Here is a 16,490-nt window from a genome sequence, read left to right on the forward strand (position 1 = left end):
TTTCGGGTGACCGCATACTTATGCAGAACGCCTCAGCGTGCCATCTCCTCCTTCAGCGCCGCCACGAAGCCGTCCACGTCCTCCTCGGTGGTGTCGAACGCGCACATCCAGCGGACGTCGCCGGCGGCCTCGTCCCAGAAGTAGAAGCGGTAGCGCTTCTGCAGGCGCTCGCTCACGTCGTGCGGGAGGCGGGCGAAGACGGCGTTGGACCGGACGGGGTGGAGGATCTCCACCCCGTGGACCGCGCGGACGCCCTCGGCCAGCCGCTGGGCCATCTCGTTGGCGTGGCGGGCGTTGCGCAGCCAGAGGTCCTTGGCGAGCAGCGCCTCCAACTGCACGGACACGAAGCGCATCTTGGAGGCCAGCTGCATGGACAGCTTGCGCAGGTGCTTCATGTGGCTGACGGCGTCCTGGTTGATGACGACGACGGCCTCGCCGAACATCGCGCCGTTCTTGGTGCCACCCAGGGAGAGGATGTCGACGCCGACCGCGTTGGTGAACGTACGCATCGGCACGTTCAGGGCGGCGGCCGCGTTGGCTATGCGGGAGCCGTCCAGGTGGACCTTCATACCGTGGGCGTGGGCGTGCTCGCAGATCGCGCGGATCTCGTCGGGCGTGTAGAGGGTGCCCAGCTCGGTGCTCTGAGTGATGGAGACGACCTGTGGCATGGCGCGGTGCTCGTCGTCCCAGCCGTACGCCTGCTTGTCGATCAGTTCAGGCGTGAGCTTGCCGTCGGGGGTCGGCACGGTGAGCAGCTTGAGACCGCCCATGCGCTCGGGGGCCCCGCCCTCGTCGACGTTGATGTGGGCGCTCTCGGCGCAGATCACCGCACCCCAGCGGTCGGTGAGCGCCTGGAGGGCGACGACGTTGGCGCCGGTGCCGTTGAAGACCGGGAACGCCTCGGCGGTGGCGCCGAAGTGGCTGCGGACGATCCGCTGGAGGTTCTCGGTGTACTCGTCCTCGCCGTACGCGACCTGGTGCCCGCCGTTGGCCAGGGCCAGGGCGGCGAGCACCTCGGGGTGGGCCCCCGCGTAGTTGTCGCTGGCGAAGCCGCGGATCGCGGGGTCGTGATGGCGACGAGCGTCGGTCTTGGGTGGGTTCACGGCTTCTCTGTGAGCCACAGACGGTTCCCGTTCACTTCGGCGGCGGGCTTGTCCCAGACGCCGGCGATGGCCTCGGCCAGCTCCTTGACGTCGGTGAAGCCCGCGAACTTCGCGTTGGGGCGCTCGGCGCGCATCGCGTCGTGCACCAACGCCTTCACCACCAGGATCGCAGCCGCGGACGTCGGCCCGTCGGGCCCCCCGGCCTTGCGGAAGTAGTCGGCCAGGGCCAGCGTCCACGCCTCCGCGGCGGCCTTGGCGGCGGCATAGGAGGCGTTGCCTGCGGTGGGCTTGCTGGCACCGGCCGCGCTGATCAGCACGTACCGGCCGCGCTCGCTGCGCTGCAGGGCCTCGTGGAAGGCGAGGGAGGTGTGCTGCACGGTGCGGACGAGCAGCATCTCCAGGAAGTCCCAGTCGTCGAGGCTGGTCCTGGTGAAGGTCTCGCTGCCGCGCCAGCCGCCGACCAGGTGGACGAGTCCGTCGACCCGGCCGAAGTCCTTCTCGACGCGGGTGGCCCAGTCGCGGGTCGACTTGAGGTCGAGGAGGTCGACCGTGTCGCCCACGACGGTGGCCCCGCCGTGCGCGTAGCGGGCGGCGTCCACGGCCTCGGACAGCCGCTCCGGGTCGTTGTCGGAGCCGACGACGATCGCCCCCGCGTCGGCGAGGCGCAGCAGTGCCGCCCGGCCCGCGGGTCCGCCCGCGCCGGCCACCGCGATCACCGCGCCGCTCAGTGCTCCGTTGTCGTTCCCCATGATCTTCGCCTCCTGAGCAGCGCCTACGACGTCTACGACTCGCCCGCTCACGCGGCGGCCCGCTCGGCGGTCGCCGCAGTGATGCCCTTGGTCGAGGCGATCACGTTCTTCAGCTTCTTGGCGAGCGCCTCATAGAACATGCTGAGCGGAAACTCGTCCGGAAGCACGTCGTCGACGAGTTTGCGCGGCGGCTGCGTCAGATCCAGGGCGTCCGGGCCCTTGGCCCAGCGGGAGCCGGGGTGCGGGGCGAGGTAGCCGGCGACCAGCTCGTACCCGGCGAACCAGTGGACGAGCTTCGGGCGGTCGATGCCGTCGCGGTAGAGCTTCTCGATGTCGGCGCAGAGCTGGTTGGTGACCTGCGGGGCGCGCTGCCAGTCGATGTACAGCTTGTTGTCGGTCCAGCGGACCACGTCATGCTTGTGCAGATAGGCGAAGAGGAGCTGGCCACCGAGCCCGTCGTAGTTGCGGACACGCTCGCCGGTGACCGGGAAGCGGAACATACGGTCGAAGAGCACCGCGTACTGCACGTCGCGGGCCTGCGGGACGCCGTCGGCCTCCAGTTTCACGGCCTCCTTGAAGGCGGTGAGGTCGCAGCGCAGCTCTTCGAGGCCGTACATCCAGAACGGCTGGCGCTGCTTGATCATGAAGGGGTCGAAGGGCAGGTCGCCGTGGCTGTGGGTGCGGTCGTGGACCATGTCCCACAGGACGAAGGCCTCCTCGCAGCGCTTCTGGTCGTGGACCATCGCGGCGACGTCCTCGGGCAGTTCGAGGCCGAGGATGTCGACGGCGGCGTCGGTGACACGGCGGAAGCGGGCGGCCTCGCGGTCACAGAAGATGCCGCCCCAGGAGAAGCGGGCCGGGGCCTCGCGCACGGCGATGGTCTCCGGAAAGAGGACGGCCGAGTTGGTGTCGTAGCCGGCGGTGAAGTCCTCGAAGGTGATGCCGCAGAACAGCGGGTTGTCGTAGCGGGTGCGCTCCAGTTCGGCCAGCCAGTCGGGCCAGACCATGCGCAGCACGACCGCTTCGAGGTTGCGGTCCGGGTTGCCGTTCTGCGTGTACATCGGGAAGACGACCAGGTGCTGGAGGCCGTCCGCGCGGTTGGCAGCCGGCTGGAAGGCCAGCAGCGAGTCAAGGAAGTCGGGCACCTTGAAGCCGTCGTCGGCCCAGCGCCGCAGGTCCTTGACGAGCGCCTCGTGGTACACGGCGTCGTGCGGCAGCAGCGGCGAGATGGTCTGGACCGCGCCGATCACGTCCTGGACGGCCAGTTCGGCGTCCGCGGGGTCCGGGGCGGCGTCGGCGTCGAAGTCGATCGAACCGTCCTTGGACTGCCATGGCCGGATCCGCTCCACGGCATCCTTGAGCACGGGCCAGGCCGGGTGCTCCACCACCCTGCCGACCGAAGGAACAGCGCCCTCCGTACCCAGTTGCGCAAGAATTTCCGTCATGACCCCATCCTCCACGGGAGAACCTTTCGTAGGGACACCGTATGTAGGCGAGGTGCTCCGCCGCAAGACCGATCAAGAACGACCCGTGGCGGGCCCGTGGCGATCCGTGGCGCCCCGTACGGCGACGCCGGGGTCAACGCGCGCCGGACTCGCCCACTCAGGGATGACCCCGTCGTGCGCACCGGTGCCGGAACGGTCCTCTTCGTCGACGTGGGACGGCTCGAAAGGGCCGTGCACATGCGGATACATCGCCCGGCCGGAGGACTACGCTGCGGCCCAGCCGCGTGCCGCCCCTCCCGGTCACGCGGGCCGAGCCGCAGTCGACGGAAGCGAGTCAACCTTGAACTTCCTCACCATCGGTCACCGCGGAGTCATGGGTGTCGAACCCGAGAACACCCTCCGTTCCTTCGTCGCCGCCGATCGCGCGGGCCTCGACGTCATCGAACTCGATCTGCATCTGAGCAAGGACGGCGCGCTCGTCGTCATGCACGACGCGGACGTGGACCGGACGACGGACGGTACGGGCCCGATCGCCGACAAGACCCTCGCCGAGCTGCGCGCCCTGGACGCGGGCCGCGGCGAGCGGATCCCCACCTTCGACGAGGTCCTGGACGCGGTGAGGGCACCGCTCCAGGCCGAGATCAAGGACGTTGCGGCGGCCCGGGCCCTCGCCGACGTCATGCGCCGGCGCGACCTGGCGGGCCGGGTCGAGGTGCTGTCCTTCCACGACGAGGCGGTCGCCGAGATCGCCCGGCTGGTCCCGGGCGTACGCACCGCACTGGTCGCCAGCCGCTACGGCACCGACGTCGTGGACCGGGCCGTCGCCGTGGGCGCCTCAGCCGTCGTGCTGAACATCCGGCGGCTGACGCTGGAGATCGTCGAGCACGCCCGCAAGGCGAACCTGCGCATCATCGGCTGGGTCGTGAACACCCAGGACCATCTGCGGCTGGTGCGCGCGCTGGAACTGGACGGCGCGACGACCGACTACCCGGACATCAAACGCACGGGCCGCTTCACCGCGTGACGGCTACCCGAGTTCCTTGACCAGCAGCTCGAACTGCAGGTCCGCGCGCTGGGGAATGCCGAACCGTTCGTCGCCGTACGGGAACGGTGTCATCCGTCCCGTACGGCGGTAGCCGCGCCGCTCGTACCAGGCGACGAGGTCGTTCCGTACGGAGATCACGGTCATGTGCATCTCCTTGGCGCCCCAGCTCTCCCGCACGATCCGCTCGGCCTCGGCGATGATCACCTTCCCGAGGCCGCCACCCTGGAGCGCCGGGCTCACCGCGAACATCCCGAAGTAGGCGTGGTCACCGCGGTCCTCGAGCTGGCAGCAGGCGACCACCCTGCCGTCGCGCTCCACGGTGAGCAACCGGCTGTCGGGCGCCTTGATGACTTCCAGAACACCCTGGGGGTCGGTGCGCTGCCCTTCGAGGATGTCCGCCTCCGTGGTCCACCCGGCCCGGCTGGAGTCTCCCCGGTACGCCGACTCGATCAGCGCGACGAGGGCGTCCACGTCGGCGTCGGTGGCGTCACGGAAGGTCAGGCCGGTGACGGCGGTGTCCATGGGGCGCCTCCTGAGGGATCTCGGCGCGGCTCGGGCAGGGACGATGTTATCCCGTCGCCCGGTTAGTCTCCGATGCATGATCCATGTACTGAGCAGCCGCACGCTCCTGCGCCCCACCGACCCCGAGCGTTCGCGTGCCTTCTACGGCGAGCAGCTGGGGCTTCCCGTCTACCGGGAGTTCGGTACGGGCGAGCACCGGGGTGTCGTGTACTTCCTCGGCGGTGGTTTCCTGGAGGTCGCCGGGCGCTCGGAGACGCCGCCGTCGCCCGCGTTGAAGCTGTGGCTTCAGGTGGCGGATGTGGAGACCGCGCACGACGAGCTGGTGGCCGCCGGGGTGGAGGTGCGGCGACCGCCGGTGAAGGAGCCATGGGGGTTGGTCGAGATGTGGATCGCCGATCCGGACGGCACGGAGATCGTGCTGGTGGAGGTCCCGGCGGACCATCCGCTGCGGTACCGGCCGGGGATTTGAACCCGGGCCGGTTCATGACCAGCGGTGGCCGGGGCCGGGGCGCGGGCATAGCGTGAGGGGGTCGTCCTTCCAGGAGGAACGCCCTGAAGCTCGACGCACCGGTGACCGGCGGGCCCTGCTGGACCGAGCTGGGGACGAGTGATCTGGAGGCGGCCAAGCGGTTCTACACCGAGCTGTTCGGCTGGCGTCCGGAGACGGATCCCCGCCAGGAGGCGGGCGGCTACACCGTCGCGCATCTCGGTGACGCGGTGGTCGCCGCCCTCACCCCCCTGTACCAGGAGTCGCAGCCGGTGGCCTGGAACGTGTCGTTCGCGGTGAGCGACGCCGACGCCACGGCGCAGGCGGTACGCGCGGCCGGGGGGACCGTCGTGCTGGAACCCATGGACGTCTTCGACATCGGGCGGTTCGCGGTGGCGCTCGACCCGGGCGGCGCGGCCTTCCAGCTGTGGCAGGCACGCTCCTTCCCCGGCGCCGGGCTGTTCAACGCGCCCGGCGCGCTCGGCTGGGTGGAGCTGCTGACCCGCGCGCCGGAACAGGCCAGGGCCTTCTACACCACGGTGTTCGGCTGAAGCGTGAACGCCGGTGAGCGCTACCCGCAGTGGGGCATCGGCGGCGCCGACTTCGGCGGCATGATCACGATGGACGACATGTTCCCGCACGAGGTGCCCGCGCACTGGCTGCCGTACTTCGCCGTCGAGGACGTGGACGACACCGCCCGGATCGCGGCCGAGGCGGGCGGCACCATGCTCATGGAGCCCACGTCGGTGCCGGAGGGGCCCCGGATCGCGGTCCTGCGGGACCCCCAAGGGGCCGTGTTCGGCGTGTACGTGGCCGGCGAGGAGGGCTGAACCGGGTACGGCCCGCGCCGGCGTGTTTGTGTTGGAGTGCCCTCCATCTCCTAGCGTCGTACCCACAAACCGTTCGGCAGTTCAACAGGGGGATGCATCGTGCGTTACACACTGTTCGGCAGGACCGGTCTGCGGGTGAGCGAACTGGCCCTCGGGGCCATGACCTTCGGCTGGGGAGCCGTGGACCTCGACGCGAGCGGGCCGCTCCTCGACGCCTACGCGGAGGCCGGCGGCAACTTCGTCGACACCGCGGACATCTACTCCGAGGGCGCCTCGGAGACCATCCTCGGCAAGCTCCTCGAAGGCCGCCGCGACCGCTTCGTACTGGCCGGCAAGTACACGTGCGTGACCAGTGACGACGACGTGAACTCGGCGGGCAACCACCGCAAGAACCTCGTCCACTCGGTGGAGGCGAGCCTTGAGCGGCTGCGCACCGACCGCCTCGACGTCCTGTGGGTGCACGCGCGGGACGACTTCACGCCGGTCGACGAGGTGATGCGAGCGCTCGACGATCTCGTTCGGTCCGGGAAGGTGCTCTACGTCGGGGTGTCGGACTGGCCCGCATGGGAGATCGCCCAGGCCAACACCCTTGCGGAGCTGAGGGGTTGGACCGCGTTCGCGGGCTCCCAGCTGCGCTACAACCTGCTGGAGCGCACCCCGGAGCGTGAACTGCTGCCGCAGGCACGGGGGTTCGACATGGCCGTGTTCGCCTGGGCGCCGCTGGCGGCGGGCAAGCTGACCGGCAAGTACCGGCGGGGCGAGACGGGGCGGCTCGGCGAGGGCGGGACCGCCACGGATCCGCGGGAGGACGCGGTGGTCGACGCCGTGCTGGAGATCGCCGAGCAGGGCGGCTGGAGCCCCGCCCAGGTCGCCCTCGCCTGGCTGCTGGGCCGCCCCGGCAACGTCGTGCCGATCATCGGCGCCACCAACGAGCGGCAGCTCGCCGACAACCTGGCGAGCCTCGACGTAGGCCTCGACGCCGACGCGACCGCCCGCCTCGACGAGGTGAGCGCGCCGTCACTCGGCTTCCCGCACGAGTTCCTGCGGGAGCCCGGCATCCGGCGGAACGTGTACGGCCCTCACTGGAGGGACATCCGCAACCCGCGGTCCTCGACCGACTAGGCCGTGTCGTCACATTGCCGTCGTCACTCGGAGGGCTGCCCCGCGCCCGCCGCGGCAGCGGCTGATGTCCGCGTAGGCGCGTGCTCTCGGCGTGCCGGGCATACACCCTCGTACTGGACGTACTTGGGTGTGTGCCCGGTGCGGCGGTGGGGCCCCTCCCGCTCCGAGCGGAGCCGAGAGTGGGGGAGCGTGCATGGCGTCGCGAGGCAGACGGGAATGTGACGACACGGCCTAGGTGTTCTGTCCCGGGAGGTTGTGGACGGGTGAGCCAGGTCTCGGCTGAGGGATCTTGAACAGGTGAGGGCCTTCCGGTGACGGGCGTAATGGACGCGGAACAGCTCCCGGGCCATCCGCCCGGCGTCGCTGCCGCTGGACGCGGCGACCAGCAGCCCGGCCATGTACTGCGGGGTGAACTGCCGCTGCGTCCGGGCGGATGCCCGCAGGTTCTCCAGCAGATCACCCCGCAGCGACCCGGTGGCCACCACCTCGAACGGCTCGTCCACCGCCCGCACCACCGCACGACGCAACGCCGCCGTCATCAACTCGTCCTTGTTCGTCCACCGCCGGTACACCGTCTTCGTGCTGGCCCCGGCCCTGCGGCACACCTCGGTCAGGCTCAACCGCTCGTAACCCACCTCGGACAGCAGCTCCAGCGCCGCGTCCAGCAAAGCGGCCTCACGCCGAGCGTCCAACGGACGACCCGGCGGCCTGCTCTCACTCACCGCGGCCATGCTTGTCCCTTTCGTCGTCTCCGCACTCATGTACAGCATAAGAAACGACACACTATCTTTTCTTTCTTTGAACCGCCGAGCGTGAACTTAACGGCCCTGGTTCACATGTGGCGGTGACGGAGGGTAACGCTAACCAAGTAGGATGCGGTGGCCCGGGCGTAGCGTCTGACGGTGTTGCCCTTCTCGAGCAGGTCGTGGACCTGATGCCGGCGTTCCAGGGTGGTCTGTGCGCGGAGCCCCGCCCTCACCCTGCAGATCGTCAAGCGCACCGACGACATGAAGGGATTCCTGGTGCTCCCCAGGCGTTGGGTGGCCGAGTGCACATTCGCATGGCTGATGAACTCCCGCCGTCTGGCCAGGGATTACGAAACCCTGCCCGCCACCAGCGAAGCGATGATCCGGTGGTCGATGATCACGCGGACGGGCTGGCGTCTGGCCCTCGAGCGCACTCCCTCGACCTTCGCCGACGTCGTCTCCAAACTAGTCAGTCGGGCAGCTCCAGATCGCGGATGCGCAGGTGCAGTTCCGTCAGGAAGCGCGTCTGCGCGTCGCGCGGGTCGAAGCCGCTCACCTCTCTGATGCGTTGGAGGCGGTAGCGGAAGGTGTTCGGGTGCAGATGCAGCTGCGTGGCGGCGGCGTTGGTGTCGCCGAAGTGGTCCAGGTAGCAGCGGAGTGTGGCCAGAAGCTGGGTGTGCTGGTGCCGGTCGTGGCGTTCCAGTGCCAAGACGGCGCCGCCCAGGGTCTCGCCGTCCTGGCGGAGGGCGCCCCGCAGCCGGGAGAGGGCGTACAGCAGCTGGACGTCCTCGAAGGCGGCGACGCGGGGGGCCGACGGGTACTGCTGTTGCAGTCCGGGTGATCCGGTCGACGTGGGATCTGGCATACGGGATCCGGCCGGGTTCCGCAACGGCGGCGCTGACGGCCAGGACGATGCGCTCCCGTAGCGCCGCACGGTCCCACAGGCCCCGTGCGATGTTCGCCGAGCGGGTCCTGGCCTCGGCGTCGTCCGTGGACGCCGGCCAGGGCAGCACCGCGTAGGTGGCGCGGTCGTGCCGGGTGACGAGGGAGCGGGGGTGCACGGTCGTCAGGTACAGACGCAGCATGTCCGACGGGGTCTCGCCGAAGGCCGCCTCGTGTGCGGGCCGACCCTGCGCGACGGCCAGGACGGTGACCTTGGCGGTGGACAACCCCAGCCGCGCGGCGGCCTGTTCGGCGTCCGCCGTTCCGAACAGGAGGGCCTCCAGGTCGTCCTGCTCGGTGGTGCCCTGTCCGTCGCGGCTCATTCGGACGGCGATCGCCTGTGCGGCGGCGCGGAAGTGCGCCGTCCGCTGTGGGTCGAACGGGGTCGGGGTGCTGGCCCACAGGTATCCCAGGTGCGGACCGTCGTGCTGGACCCGGCAGGCCATCCGGGGCTTGGCCCGGTCGGAGGCCGGATCCAGGAAGACGGGCTCAGGGGAGGCGATCAGGCGGGCGATGTCCCCCCGGGAGCGCAGCACCTCCACGAGCCAGGGCTGGGCCTGCCGCTCCAGGATTCCGGACACCCTTTCCTCGTCCGCGGTCTGCTGTCCTTTCGACCAGGCGAGCACCCGGAAATCGGTGTCCTCCAGGACGATGGGCACGTCGAGGAGTTCCCCGGCGGCGTCGATGAGCGAGAACAGGTCTTCGCGCCGGCCGGCCGTGCCGTCGCGGCCCAGTTGGGACATCTCCCTCACCTCCGCAGGTCCGGCAGTCATGTTAGGCGGCTTGGGCGCGGGTCCTGGCGCGGCACCGGGCACCGCCTCTCAACCGGCGAGCCCCAGGAAGCGTTCGGCGTTGCCTCGGCGGATCGACGCCTTCTCCTCGGTGGAGAGGAAGTCGCTCTCGCGCACGACCCGGCCCGCGGGCCGCTCGCCCAGCGGGTACGGGTAGTCGCTGCCGACCATGACCTGTCCGGCGCCGTAGGTGTCCACCAGCAGGCGCAGGGCGCGGGGGTCGAAGACGACGGAGTCGACGTGGAACCGGCCGATGTAGTGCGACGGCGGGTGTGCGGAGGTGCCCACCACGTCGGGGCGGCCCCGCCAGGCGTTGTCCATGCGCCCGAGCCAGAGGGCGAAGGACCCTCCGCCGTGCGCGAAGCAGATCTTCAGCCGGTCGTCGACACGGTCGAAGACCCCACCGAGGGTCATCGCCAGGAGCGACAGATGGGTCTCGGCGGGCATGGCGGTCAGCCACTGCGCGATCCAGCGCTGCAGTCGGGGTGAGTCGTCCATGTCCCAGGGGTGGACGAAGACCGGGACCTGAAGCAGAGCGCAGTGCTGGAGGAAGGTGACGACGCCCGCGCTGTCCAGGTCGTGGTCGCCGACGTGGTTGCCGATCTCGACTCCCCGGTGACCGTTGGCCAGGCAGCGTTCCAGTTCGCGGCAGGCCGCGTCGGGGTCCTGCAGCGGCACCTGGCAGAAGGGGACGAGGCGGTCGGGGGCCGGGGCGACGATGTCCAGGGCCAGATCGTTGAAGATGTGGGCGATCCGTGCCGCCTCGGCACCGCTGCGGCCGTAGTGGAAGAAGGCCGGCGTGGGTGAGACGACCTGCATGTCGATGCCGTCGGCGTCCATGTCCTTCAGACGGGCCGAGGCGTCCCAGCACTCGGCGCCGATCCGCCGGAACTCCTGGGAACCGAGCATGATCACCGCGTCGGCCTCCGACTCGACGCGCAGCCAGGGCGCAGGGCGCCTGGGGACCGGCGTCCGCGCGGAGGTCGGGCCAGCCGTGCGGGACGTAGTGGGTGTGGATGTCGATGGTGTCGTGCCTCGTGCGAGTGCTGGGGCACGGGGTCATCCCTTCCCGGAGTGCTCGGTCCCGCAGGAGCCGCAGATCCGGGCTTGCCGGTCGTCGTAGAAGGCGGCGAAGACCGGGGGCAGGTCGGCCACGATGTCGGTGACCTGGAGCTCCACCTCGTGGAGGAGGGCGTGGCAGGCGGGGCAGTACCACTGGAACTTCTCCAGGGTGCCCGGCTCGCGGACGCGTTCGATGACCAGGCCGATGCTGTCGGCTTCCGGGCGCTGCGGGGAGTGCGGCACGATCCCGGGCAGCAGCCAGGTCTCGCCCTCCCTGATGTGGACGGCGCGCGGGCCGTCCTCGGTCATGACGTCGACGTACATGGTGCCGCGCACCTGGTGCCCACTCCTCGAACGGGCCGACATGGTAGTCGGCGCGCTGGTTGGCGCCGCCGACGACCTGGACGATGAAGTTAATTGTTGTCCGTGCACGTACGCACTCGCTCACACCCGCACCATGTACGGGCTGCGGGACACCGAGCGAGTGGTGTCACAGCCGTTACATCAGACGGCTCGGAGATACGCCGCTGGGCGGCCGTCCGGTGCTGATCGAGCTGAGCGTGCGCCGTCTGTACTGCGAGAACGCCTCGTGCGGCAAGGTGACGTTCGCCGGGCGGGGCGGCCCGTACGTGAGGAGCCGTCCATGTTCCAGAACCCCACCGTGCCGCTCGCCCCGATGACGCCGGACGCGGCGATCAGCGCGTTCAGCTACCTCCGCGCCGTCCAGGCCGGTTACGTCGAAGCCGCCCGTGAGTTCGCCGGCACCAAGCCGAGGATGCTTGAGCTGCTTGTCGACGTCGCCGAACGGATCGTCGTCCCCGTCACCGCGCTGACGGGCCCGGACGCGGGCGAGCCGTGCGCGGACACCTTCGCCTTGGAGGCCCTTGGGCGCGTCCTGGTGACCTCCCTGCGTATCTGGGCGCAGGCCGGGCCGGACGCGGCGGACGGCATCGCTCGCGCCACGCGCAGCCAGTGAGGCCTTCCACGATCAGCAGCGCGGATCGGGCAGGCCCGGATCGTGACGGCGCTGACAGGGCAGATCAGCGCGACAGGCAGCAGTGGCGAGCTGAGGCCCGGTCTCGACCCCGGCCTGGCCTCGGTGCGCATACTGGCGGCCCTTGGAGCCGGCTGCGGTCGTCGCGGTCAGGGAACTGGCCCGCTTCACGTGGGCGTGACCAGGCGAGGGCTGAGCCATAGCGGCATCCAAGGCCGAGAGCCGAGAATGCCGCCTTCTCAGTGAGCCTCACGACTCGCAGTTGAGCCTCGGGTCGCCCGGGTCCGCAGCACAGCTGTCGGTGTTGGCGCCCCCGTTGAGAGTGTCGTTGCTCATGGTGTTGTCTCTTCGCATCCTCCTCGGATGGCGGCACGCTCTGTCACCACCGAATGTAAGACAGAGACGTTGGCTGGACAGACCCGTTCCTGGCAGGCGGGGGTCAGCCGGTCTGTTCCTGTGGCAGGCGGTTGCCGCCGCTCAGGGCCCGGCGTCGGGCGATCAGTGCCAGTCCCGCGGCCATGACGATCGCGGTGACGCCGAGCAGCCCGACTGCGGTGGCCAGGCCGCTGACTGCGCCCGAGAGGGCGAGGAGCACCAGCGGGCAGAGGAACGCGCCGATGAAGAACGTGGCGGTCCACAGCCCGGTGCCGCGACCTCGGTCGGCGAACTCGAGCTTCGACATGGCGATGGTGAGCATGGACGGCAGCAGCAGGCCGGAGCCGAAGCAGTTGGCGACAGCGCCGATGATCAGCACCACAGGGTTGCCCGCGAAAGCGATCACTGCGAATCCGGCGGCGCAGATGGCGAAGATCACGGGCAGCATGAGCTCTGCGGATCGGCGCAGACGTGCGAAAGTGATCGCGCCGGCCACGGTGGCGGCGCTCGCGACGGCGGTGGCCAGCCCGATCATGCCCGGGTTCTTCACGCCCAGGCCGTCCATCAGGAACGCCATCTCCACCGGGACGGTGTAGAACACCACACCGCCGAAGACAGAGACGGCGCAGATTCCCAGCAGCGGTCGCCACGGGTACGGACGGTTCCCCGCATCGGCGGTGACCTCGGTCTCGGCCGAGCCGGTGGGCTTGGGCAGGAAGGCGGCCATGGCGGGGGCGAGCAGCAGGCTGACGGCGTAGATCCAGAACGGCGCCCGCCAGCCGGCGGAGCCGACCGCGCCTCCGATGACGAAGAACGCGGTCGCCGAGGCGGAGGCGCACATCGTCTGCAGCGCCAGATACCGGTCCCGGACGCGGCCGGAGTAGTAGTCGCCGATCAGCGTGGTGCAGCAGGTCAGGATGGCGGCCTCGGTGACTCCGACCAGGGCGCGGCTGGCGATGATGCCGGGCAGCGAGTCGAGCCACAGCGGGGTGGTGCCGAACACCGCGTACAGCACGGTCGCGACCACGAGCAGGCGCTTGCGTCCGAGCCGGTCCACGATGACGCCCGCGAAGGGTGCCAGCAGCGCCAGCGAGAGGGCCGGTGCGGTGAGGGCGAGCGCGACCAGCGCCTCGACGCCGGGCACAGCGGCGAAGTGGGCCTGCATCCTCGGCAGCACCGGTGCGATGAGGATGGCGCCCATGACCGGCAGGCAGCTGCCGGCCATCAGGAGGAAGATGCGCACCAGGTGCGCGGGGCCGGAGGATCTCTGCTCTGCGGGGGCGGTGCCGACTGATGCGGACATGGATTCGGACATGCTGAAACTCCATTCCGCTGGGGCGATGGGGGTGGCAAGACCTGCCGTCGCGCCGGGGGGCGACTCGGCCGTCAAGGAGGCTGTCGGTCTTCCGAGCCGGACATCCGGGGTCTTTGAATCAGGGATGACTGGGAGTCAACTCACGTGGACGTTCGGATTCCATGTCGTCGATATTCCGGAAGGGGTCATCTGTCCCATAGATGCCCTCACCAGAGGGCCGGGGCTTCACGCGAGGGGTGGTAGTGATTGCAGTGTTCCGACCGGTTGGCCGAGCGACCCGGTCGCGGAGCATGGGGTCTGGGCGATTCCTTGGGTTTCGAAGGCGGGCACGCCCTTCAGCAGCCGGCTCGGCCTCGACGGTCCGAGGGCGGACCGTAGCGGCGATGCCTGCCTTCGTGGTGGTCGGCGTCCGGGAGGGACACTCGGCTGCCGAACGTCAGAGCACGACGTCGAGTCGGGCCGGGCGGCGGATCATGACGAGGCCCGGGGGCGGCTCGCGGTGGTAGCCGGGAGCGAGACGCAGGTCGGGGAAGCGGTCCAGCAACTGCTCCAGGACGACGCGGGCCTGCAGTCGGGCCAGTGGCGCGCCGAGACAGGTGTGGATGCCGTAGCCGAAGGTCATCGTGGTGGCCTGCCCCGTGGGCCGGTCGAGCGAGTAGTCCGCGGCGTCGGCGCCCCAGGCCCGTTCGTCCCAGTTGGCGGACTGGAGGCTGACGGCGAGGCGGTCGCCGGGCTTCACGGGACAGCCGGAGATCTCCCGTTCCTCCGTGACCGTACGCAGCACGTACTGCAGCGGCGCGTCGTGGCGCAGTGACTCCTCGATCGCGGCGGGGACGAGCGACCGGTCGGCGATGAGGCGTTCCCAGCGGGTGCGGTCGACGAGCAGCTCGTGGAGCAGGTTGGTGATCAGACTGGCGGTGGTGTCCGTGCCGGCCAGGATCAGCTGGAAGGAGTGGATGACGGCCTCTACCGGGGTGAGCGGTGTCTCGCCGTCGGCGGGGTGCGCGAGACCGTCCAGGACGTCCGCCCCGGTGGGCGGGGCGGCGGCGCTGGCGGCGAGCTGCTCTCCGAGATAGCCGGTGAGGGCCCCGAACTCCGGCATGTCGGTCCGCAGTTCGGGGAGGATGTCGTCGATGGCATCGGCCCACTGGTGCAGACGCTCCCAGTCCTGCTCCGGCAGACCGAGGAAGGCGTACACCACCCGGGTCGGGATCTGACGGGCCAGGTCGGTGTAGATCTCGGCCTTCTGGCCGGGCTGCCACGTGTCCAGAACACCGGCCACGATCTCGCGGACGCGCGGTTCCTGTGCGCGGAGCCGGGCCGGAGCGAACCAGCGCCTGAGGCGCCCGCGCAGCGCCGTGTGGTGGGGCGGGTCCGCCATGGTGATCGGGATCGCGGGGAGGTCGGCCGTCCTGGTGCCGCCTTCCAGGGAGAAGTTGTCGACCGACGAGTACGTCTCGTGGGCGGTGAGCACGCCCCGTACGTCCTCGTGGCGGGCGAGGAAGTGCACACCCGGGCGCGGTTCGGACACCGGGCAGCGATCACGGGCTTCGGCGAGCCGGGCCGCGGGATCGGCGTGGTGGGCGGGGTCGATCGGATCGTAGGGGGCATGGTGCGGGTGAGCCATGGTGATGTCCTTAGGTACGGGCTGGGGCAGGGGCGGGTGCTCCGGCGCCGAGCCGCTTGAGTTTGATGACGGGGAGGCGGTGATTGACGGCGACGGCTGTGGCCGAGCCCCCGTCGTGGTGCCATCTCAGGAGCAGGCTGCGGTCGTTCACCGATCCGGCGAGGATGTCGGGGGCCCCGGTGAGCGGCAGTTCGCCGCTGATCTTGATGTCGAGTCCGCACTGCTCGGTCCAGAAGTACGGGTCCGGGTGGTACGGCCGTGCCGACGCGCCGTGCAGCAGGCCGGCCGCGGCTGCCCGGCCCTGCTCGACAGCGTTGGTCCAGTGAGGGGTTCGGCGTCCCTGCCGTGACACGACGTCCCCGGCGGCGACGACCCCGGGAGCGACGCGGCAGCACGCGTCGGCGATCAGGCCGCCGTCGGCGCCCAGGAGAAGGCCGGAGTCCCTGAGCCATTCGGTGTTCGGTACGTCGCCCACCGCGCACACGATCACGTCGGCCTCCAGGACCGACTCGCCGCAGCGCACGCGGTGTTCGTCCATCACGGTGACGCCGTCCGGCGCGACGCGGATACGTATGCCGTGGTCCCGGGCGGCCGCGACGGCGAGATCGGCCAGCCACGGCCCGAGCAGCCTGAGCAGCGGCGGGACGAGGTCGACCACGGTGACCTCCAGGCCGAGTGCGCGGCAGGTCGTGGCGACCTCCATGCCGAGGAAGCCGCCGCCCAGCACGATCGCGCTGCGGGCGGTGGCCAGCCGGGAGGCGAGGGCCTCGGCGTCGTCCAGGGTGCGCACCACCAGGTCGGCGCCGCCGGTCAGGCGGCGCGCCCGGGCCCCGGTGGCGACGACCAGCCCGTCGTACGGCACCTCGGTGCCGTCGGCCAGCGTGACCGCACGGCAGCGGGCGTCCAGCCGTACGGCACGCGCCCCGGTACGGAACTCGATGTCCTCGCCCGGCGCGGGAAGCAGGGCGGAGTGCGCGCGTTCGCGGCCGGCAAGGACGCCCTTGGACAGCGGGACGCGGGAGTAGGGCTGGTGGGGTTCTTCGGACAGGACGGTCACCTGTCCGTCGAAGCCCTCGGCCCGCAGGCTCTCCGCCGCCGTCAGCGCGGCGATGGACCCGCCGACGACAACGATCCGCTTCACGGCCGGACCTTCAGCGCCGCGACGGGGCACACCCGCACGGCGGCGGCGACGGCCCTTTCGTCCTCCGGGGCCACCTCCTCGTGGGTCAGCTGCAGCTCGCCCTCGTCGTCGAGCCGGAAGACCTCGGGCGCGGTCTGTTCACACAGTCCGTGGCCCTCGCAACGGTCGAAGTCCACCACGATCCTGGACATCTC

17 protein-coding genes and 2 pseudogenes are annotated in these 16,490 nt (G+C 70.3%); 7 read left to right on the forward strand and 12 right to left on the reverse strand.

Annotated elements, in window-relative coordinates; genetic code table 11:
- Positions 1–32 precede the first annotated feature (32 nt).
- Genes CES90_RS34590 through CES90_RS34600 form a run of 3 tightly spaced genes read right to left on the reverse strand, consistent with a single transcriptional unit; the run spans position 33 to position 3,297 of the window.
- Positions 33–1,103, reverse strand: coding sequence for a threonine aldolase family protein (locus CES90_RS34590; RefSeq protein WP_189787392.1), 1,071 nt, complete (start codon positions 1,101–1,103; stop codon positions 33–35).
- Positions 1,100–1,852, reverse strand: coding sequence for an SDR family NAD(P)-dependent oxidoreductase (locus tag CES90_RS34595; RefSeq protein WP_189787391.1), 753 nt, complete (start codon positions 1,850–1,852; stop codon positions 1,100–1,102). The genes CES90_RS34590 and CES90_RS34595 overlap by 4 nt, the downstream gene beginning before the upstream one ends.
- Before the next feature lie 47 nt (positions 1,853–1,899).
- Positions 1,900–3,297 carry a DUF6421 family protein gene (locus tag CES90_RS34600; protein ID WP_189787390.1) on the reverse strand — a complete coding sequence of 466 codons (1,398 nt, stop codon included), beginning with the start codon at positions 3,295–3,297 and terminating at the stop codon, positions 1,900–1,902.
- A gap of 340 nt (positions 3,298–3,637) precedes the next feature.
- Between CES90_RS34600 and CES90_RS34605 the strand changes: the two genes are divergently transcribed.
- Entirely contained in the window at positions 3,638–4,321 is a 684-nt protein-coding gene (locus CES90_RS34605) for a glycerophosphodiester phosphodiesterase (protein WP_189787389.1), read from the forward strand.
- 3 nt (positions 4,322–4,324) lie between these two features.
- Here the strand turns inward: CES90_RS34605 and CES90_RS34610 are convergent, their stop codons facing one another.
- A complete protein-coding gene (locus tag CES90_RS34610; protein ID WP_189787388.1) occupies positions 4,325–4,864 on the reverse strand; it encodes a GNAT family N-acetyltransferase in 540 nt (179 codons plus the stop codon).
- Positions 4,865–4,940: 76 nt separating this feature from the next.
- Between CES90_RS34610 and CES90_RS34615 the strand changes: the two genes are divergently transcribed.
- The 3 genes and pseudogenes from CES90_RS34615 (at position 4,941) to CES90_RS34625 (ending at position 7,303) form a co-directional block, all read left to right on the forward strand.
- The gene (locus CES90_RS34615) at positions 4,941–5,333 is read left to right on the forward strand and encodes a VOC family protein (protein ID WP_189787387.1); all 393 of its coding nucleotides are present in this window, start codon (positions 4,941–4,943) and stop codon (positions 5,331–5,333) included.
- An 83-nt stretch (positions 5,334–5,416) separates the two neighbouring features.
- Positions 5,417–6,181 (forward strand): annotated as a pseudogene (locus CES90_RS34620) (VOC family protein).
- Positions 6,182–6,280: 99 nt separating this feature from the next.
- Positions 6,281–7,303 (forward strand): aldo/keto reductase, encoded by a 1,023-nt coding sequence (locus tag CES90_RS34625; RefSeq protein ID WP_189787386.1) that lies wholly within the window; start codon positions 6,281–6,283, stop codon positions 7,301–7,303.
- A 23-nt stretch (positions 7,304–7,326) separates the two neighbouring features.
- Here CES90_RS34625 and CES90_RS34630 read toward each other — a convergent pair whose 3' ends face one another.
- Positions 7,327–8,025, reverse strand: a complete 699-nt coding sequence (locus tag CES90_RS34630; protein WP_208921479.1) for a TetR/AcrR family transcriptional regulator — start codon at positions 8,023–8,025, stop codon at positions 7,327–7,329.
- A 255-nt stretch (positions 8,026–8,280) separates the two neighbouring features.
- Between CES90_RS34630 and CES90_RS34635 the strand changes: the two are divergent.
- Positions 8,281–8,448 (forward strand): annotated as a pseudogene (locus tag CES90_RS34635) (transposase); the annotation flags it as partial.
- 70 nt (positions 8,449–8,518) lie between these two features.
- Here CES90_RS34635 and CES90_RS34640 read toward each other — a convergent pair.
- From CES90_RS34640 to CES90_RS34650, 3 genes are all read right to left on the reverse strand, one after another.
- Positions 8,519–8,914 carry a PucR family transcriptional regulator gene (locus tag CES90_RS34640; protein ID WP_189785693.1) on the reverse strand — a complete coding sequence of 132 codons (396 nt, stop codon included), beginning with the start codon at positions 8,912–8,914 and terminating at the stop codon, positions 8,519–8,521.
- 898 nt (positions 8,915–9,812) lie between these two features.
- Entirely contained in the window at positions 9,813–10,691 is an 879-nt protein-coding gene (locus CES90_RS34645; RefSeq protein ID WP_229914146.1) for an amidohydrolase family protein, read from the reverse strand.
- Positions 10,692–10,841: 150 nt separating this feature from the next.
- The gene (locus tag CES90_RS34650; protein ID WP_229914136.1) at positions 10,842–11,180 is read right to left on the reverse strand and encodes a cupin domain-containing protein; all 339 of its coding nucleotides are present in this window, start codon (positions 11,178–11,180) and stop codon (positions 10,842–10,844) included.
- 71 nt (positions 11,181–11,251) lie between these two features.
- Here CES90_RS34650 and CES90_RS34655 point away from each other — a divergent pair, with 71 nt between their 5' ends.
- Together CES90_RS34655 and CES90_RS34660 are read left to right on the forward strand one after the other, a co-directional pair.
- Positions 11,252–11,524, forward strand: a complete 273-nt coding sequence (locus CES90_RS34655; protein ID WP_189785694.1) for a transposase family protein — start codon at positions 11,252–11,254, stop codon at positions 11,522–11,524.
- Positions 11,488–11,820, forward strand: coding sequence for a hypothetical protein (locus tag CES90_RS34660; protein ID WP_189785695.1), 333 nt, complete (start codon positions 11,488–11,490; stop codon positions 11,818–11,820). The genes CES90_RS34655 and CES90_RS34660 overlap by 37 nt, the downstream gene beginning before the upstream one ends.
- A 457-nt stretch (positions 11,821–12,277) precedes the next feature.
- On the opposite strand, the gene CES90_RS34665 is transcribed toward CES90_RS34660, so the two are convergent.
- The 4 genes from CES90_RS34665 to CES90_RS34680 form a co-directional block, all read right to left on the reverse strand.
- Entirely contained in the window at positions 12,278–13,516 is a 1,239-nt protein-coding gene (locus CES90_RS34665) for an MFS transporter (protein ID WP_232791340.1), read from the reverse strand.
- A gap of 448 nt (positions 13,517–13,964) precedes the next feature.
- Positions 13,965–15,155, reverse strand: coding sequence for a cytochrome P450 (locus CES90_RS34670; RefSeq protein ID WP_229914137.1), 1,191 nt, complete (start codon positions 15,153–15,155; stop codon positions 13,965–13,967).
- A gap of 10 nt (positions 15,156–15,165) precedes the next feature.
- Positions 15,166–16,296 (reverse strand): NAD(P)/FAD-dependent oxidoreductase, encoded by a 1,131-nt coding sequence (locus CES90_RS34675; RefSeq protein WP_189785697.1) that lies wholly within the window; start codon positions 16,294–16,296, stop codon positions 15,166–15,168.
- Positions 16,293–16,487 carry a ferredoxin gene (locus CES90_RS34680; RefSeq protein ID WP_189785698.1) on the reverse strand — a complete coding sequence of 65 codons (195 nt, stop codon included), beginning with the start codon at positions 16,485–16,487 and terminating at the stop codon, positions 16,293–16,295. Before CES90_RS34680 ends, CES90_RS34675 begins: the two co-directional genes overlap by 4 nt.
- Positions 16,488–16,490: the final 3 nt, after the last annotated feature.

This window comes from Streptomyces capitiformicae, assembly GCF_002214185.1.
Taxonomy (GTDB): domain Bacteria; phylum Actinomycetota; class Actinomycetes; order Streptomycetales; family Streptomycetaceae; genus Streptomyces; species Streptomyces capitiformicae.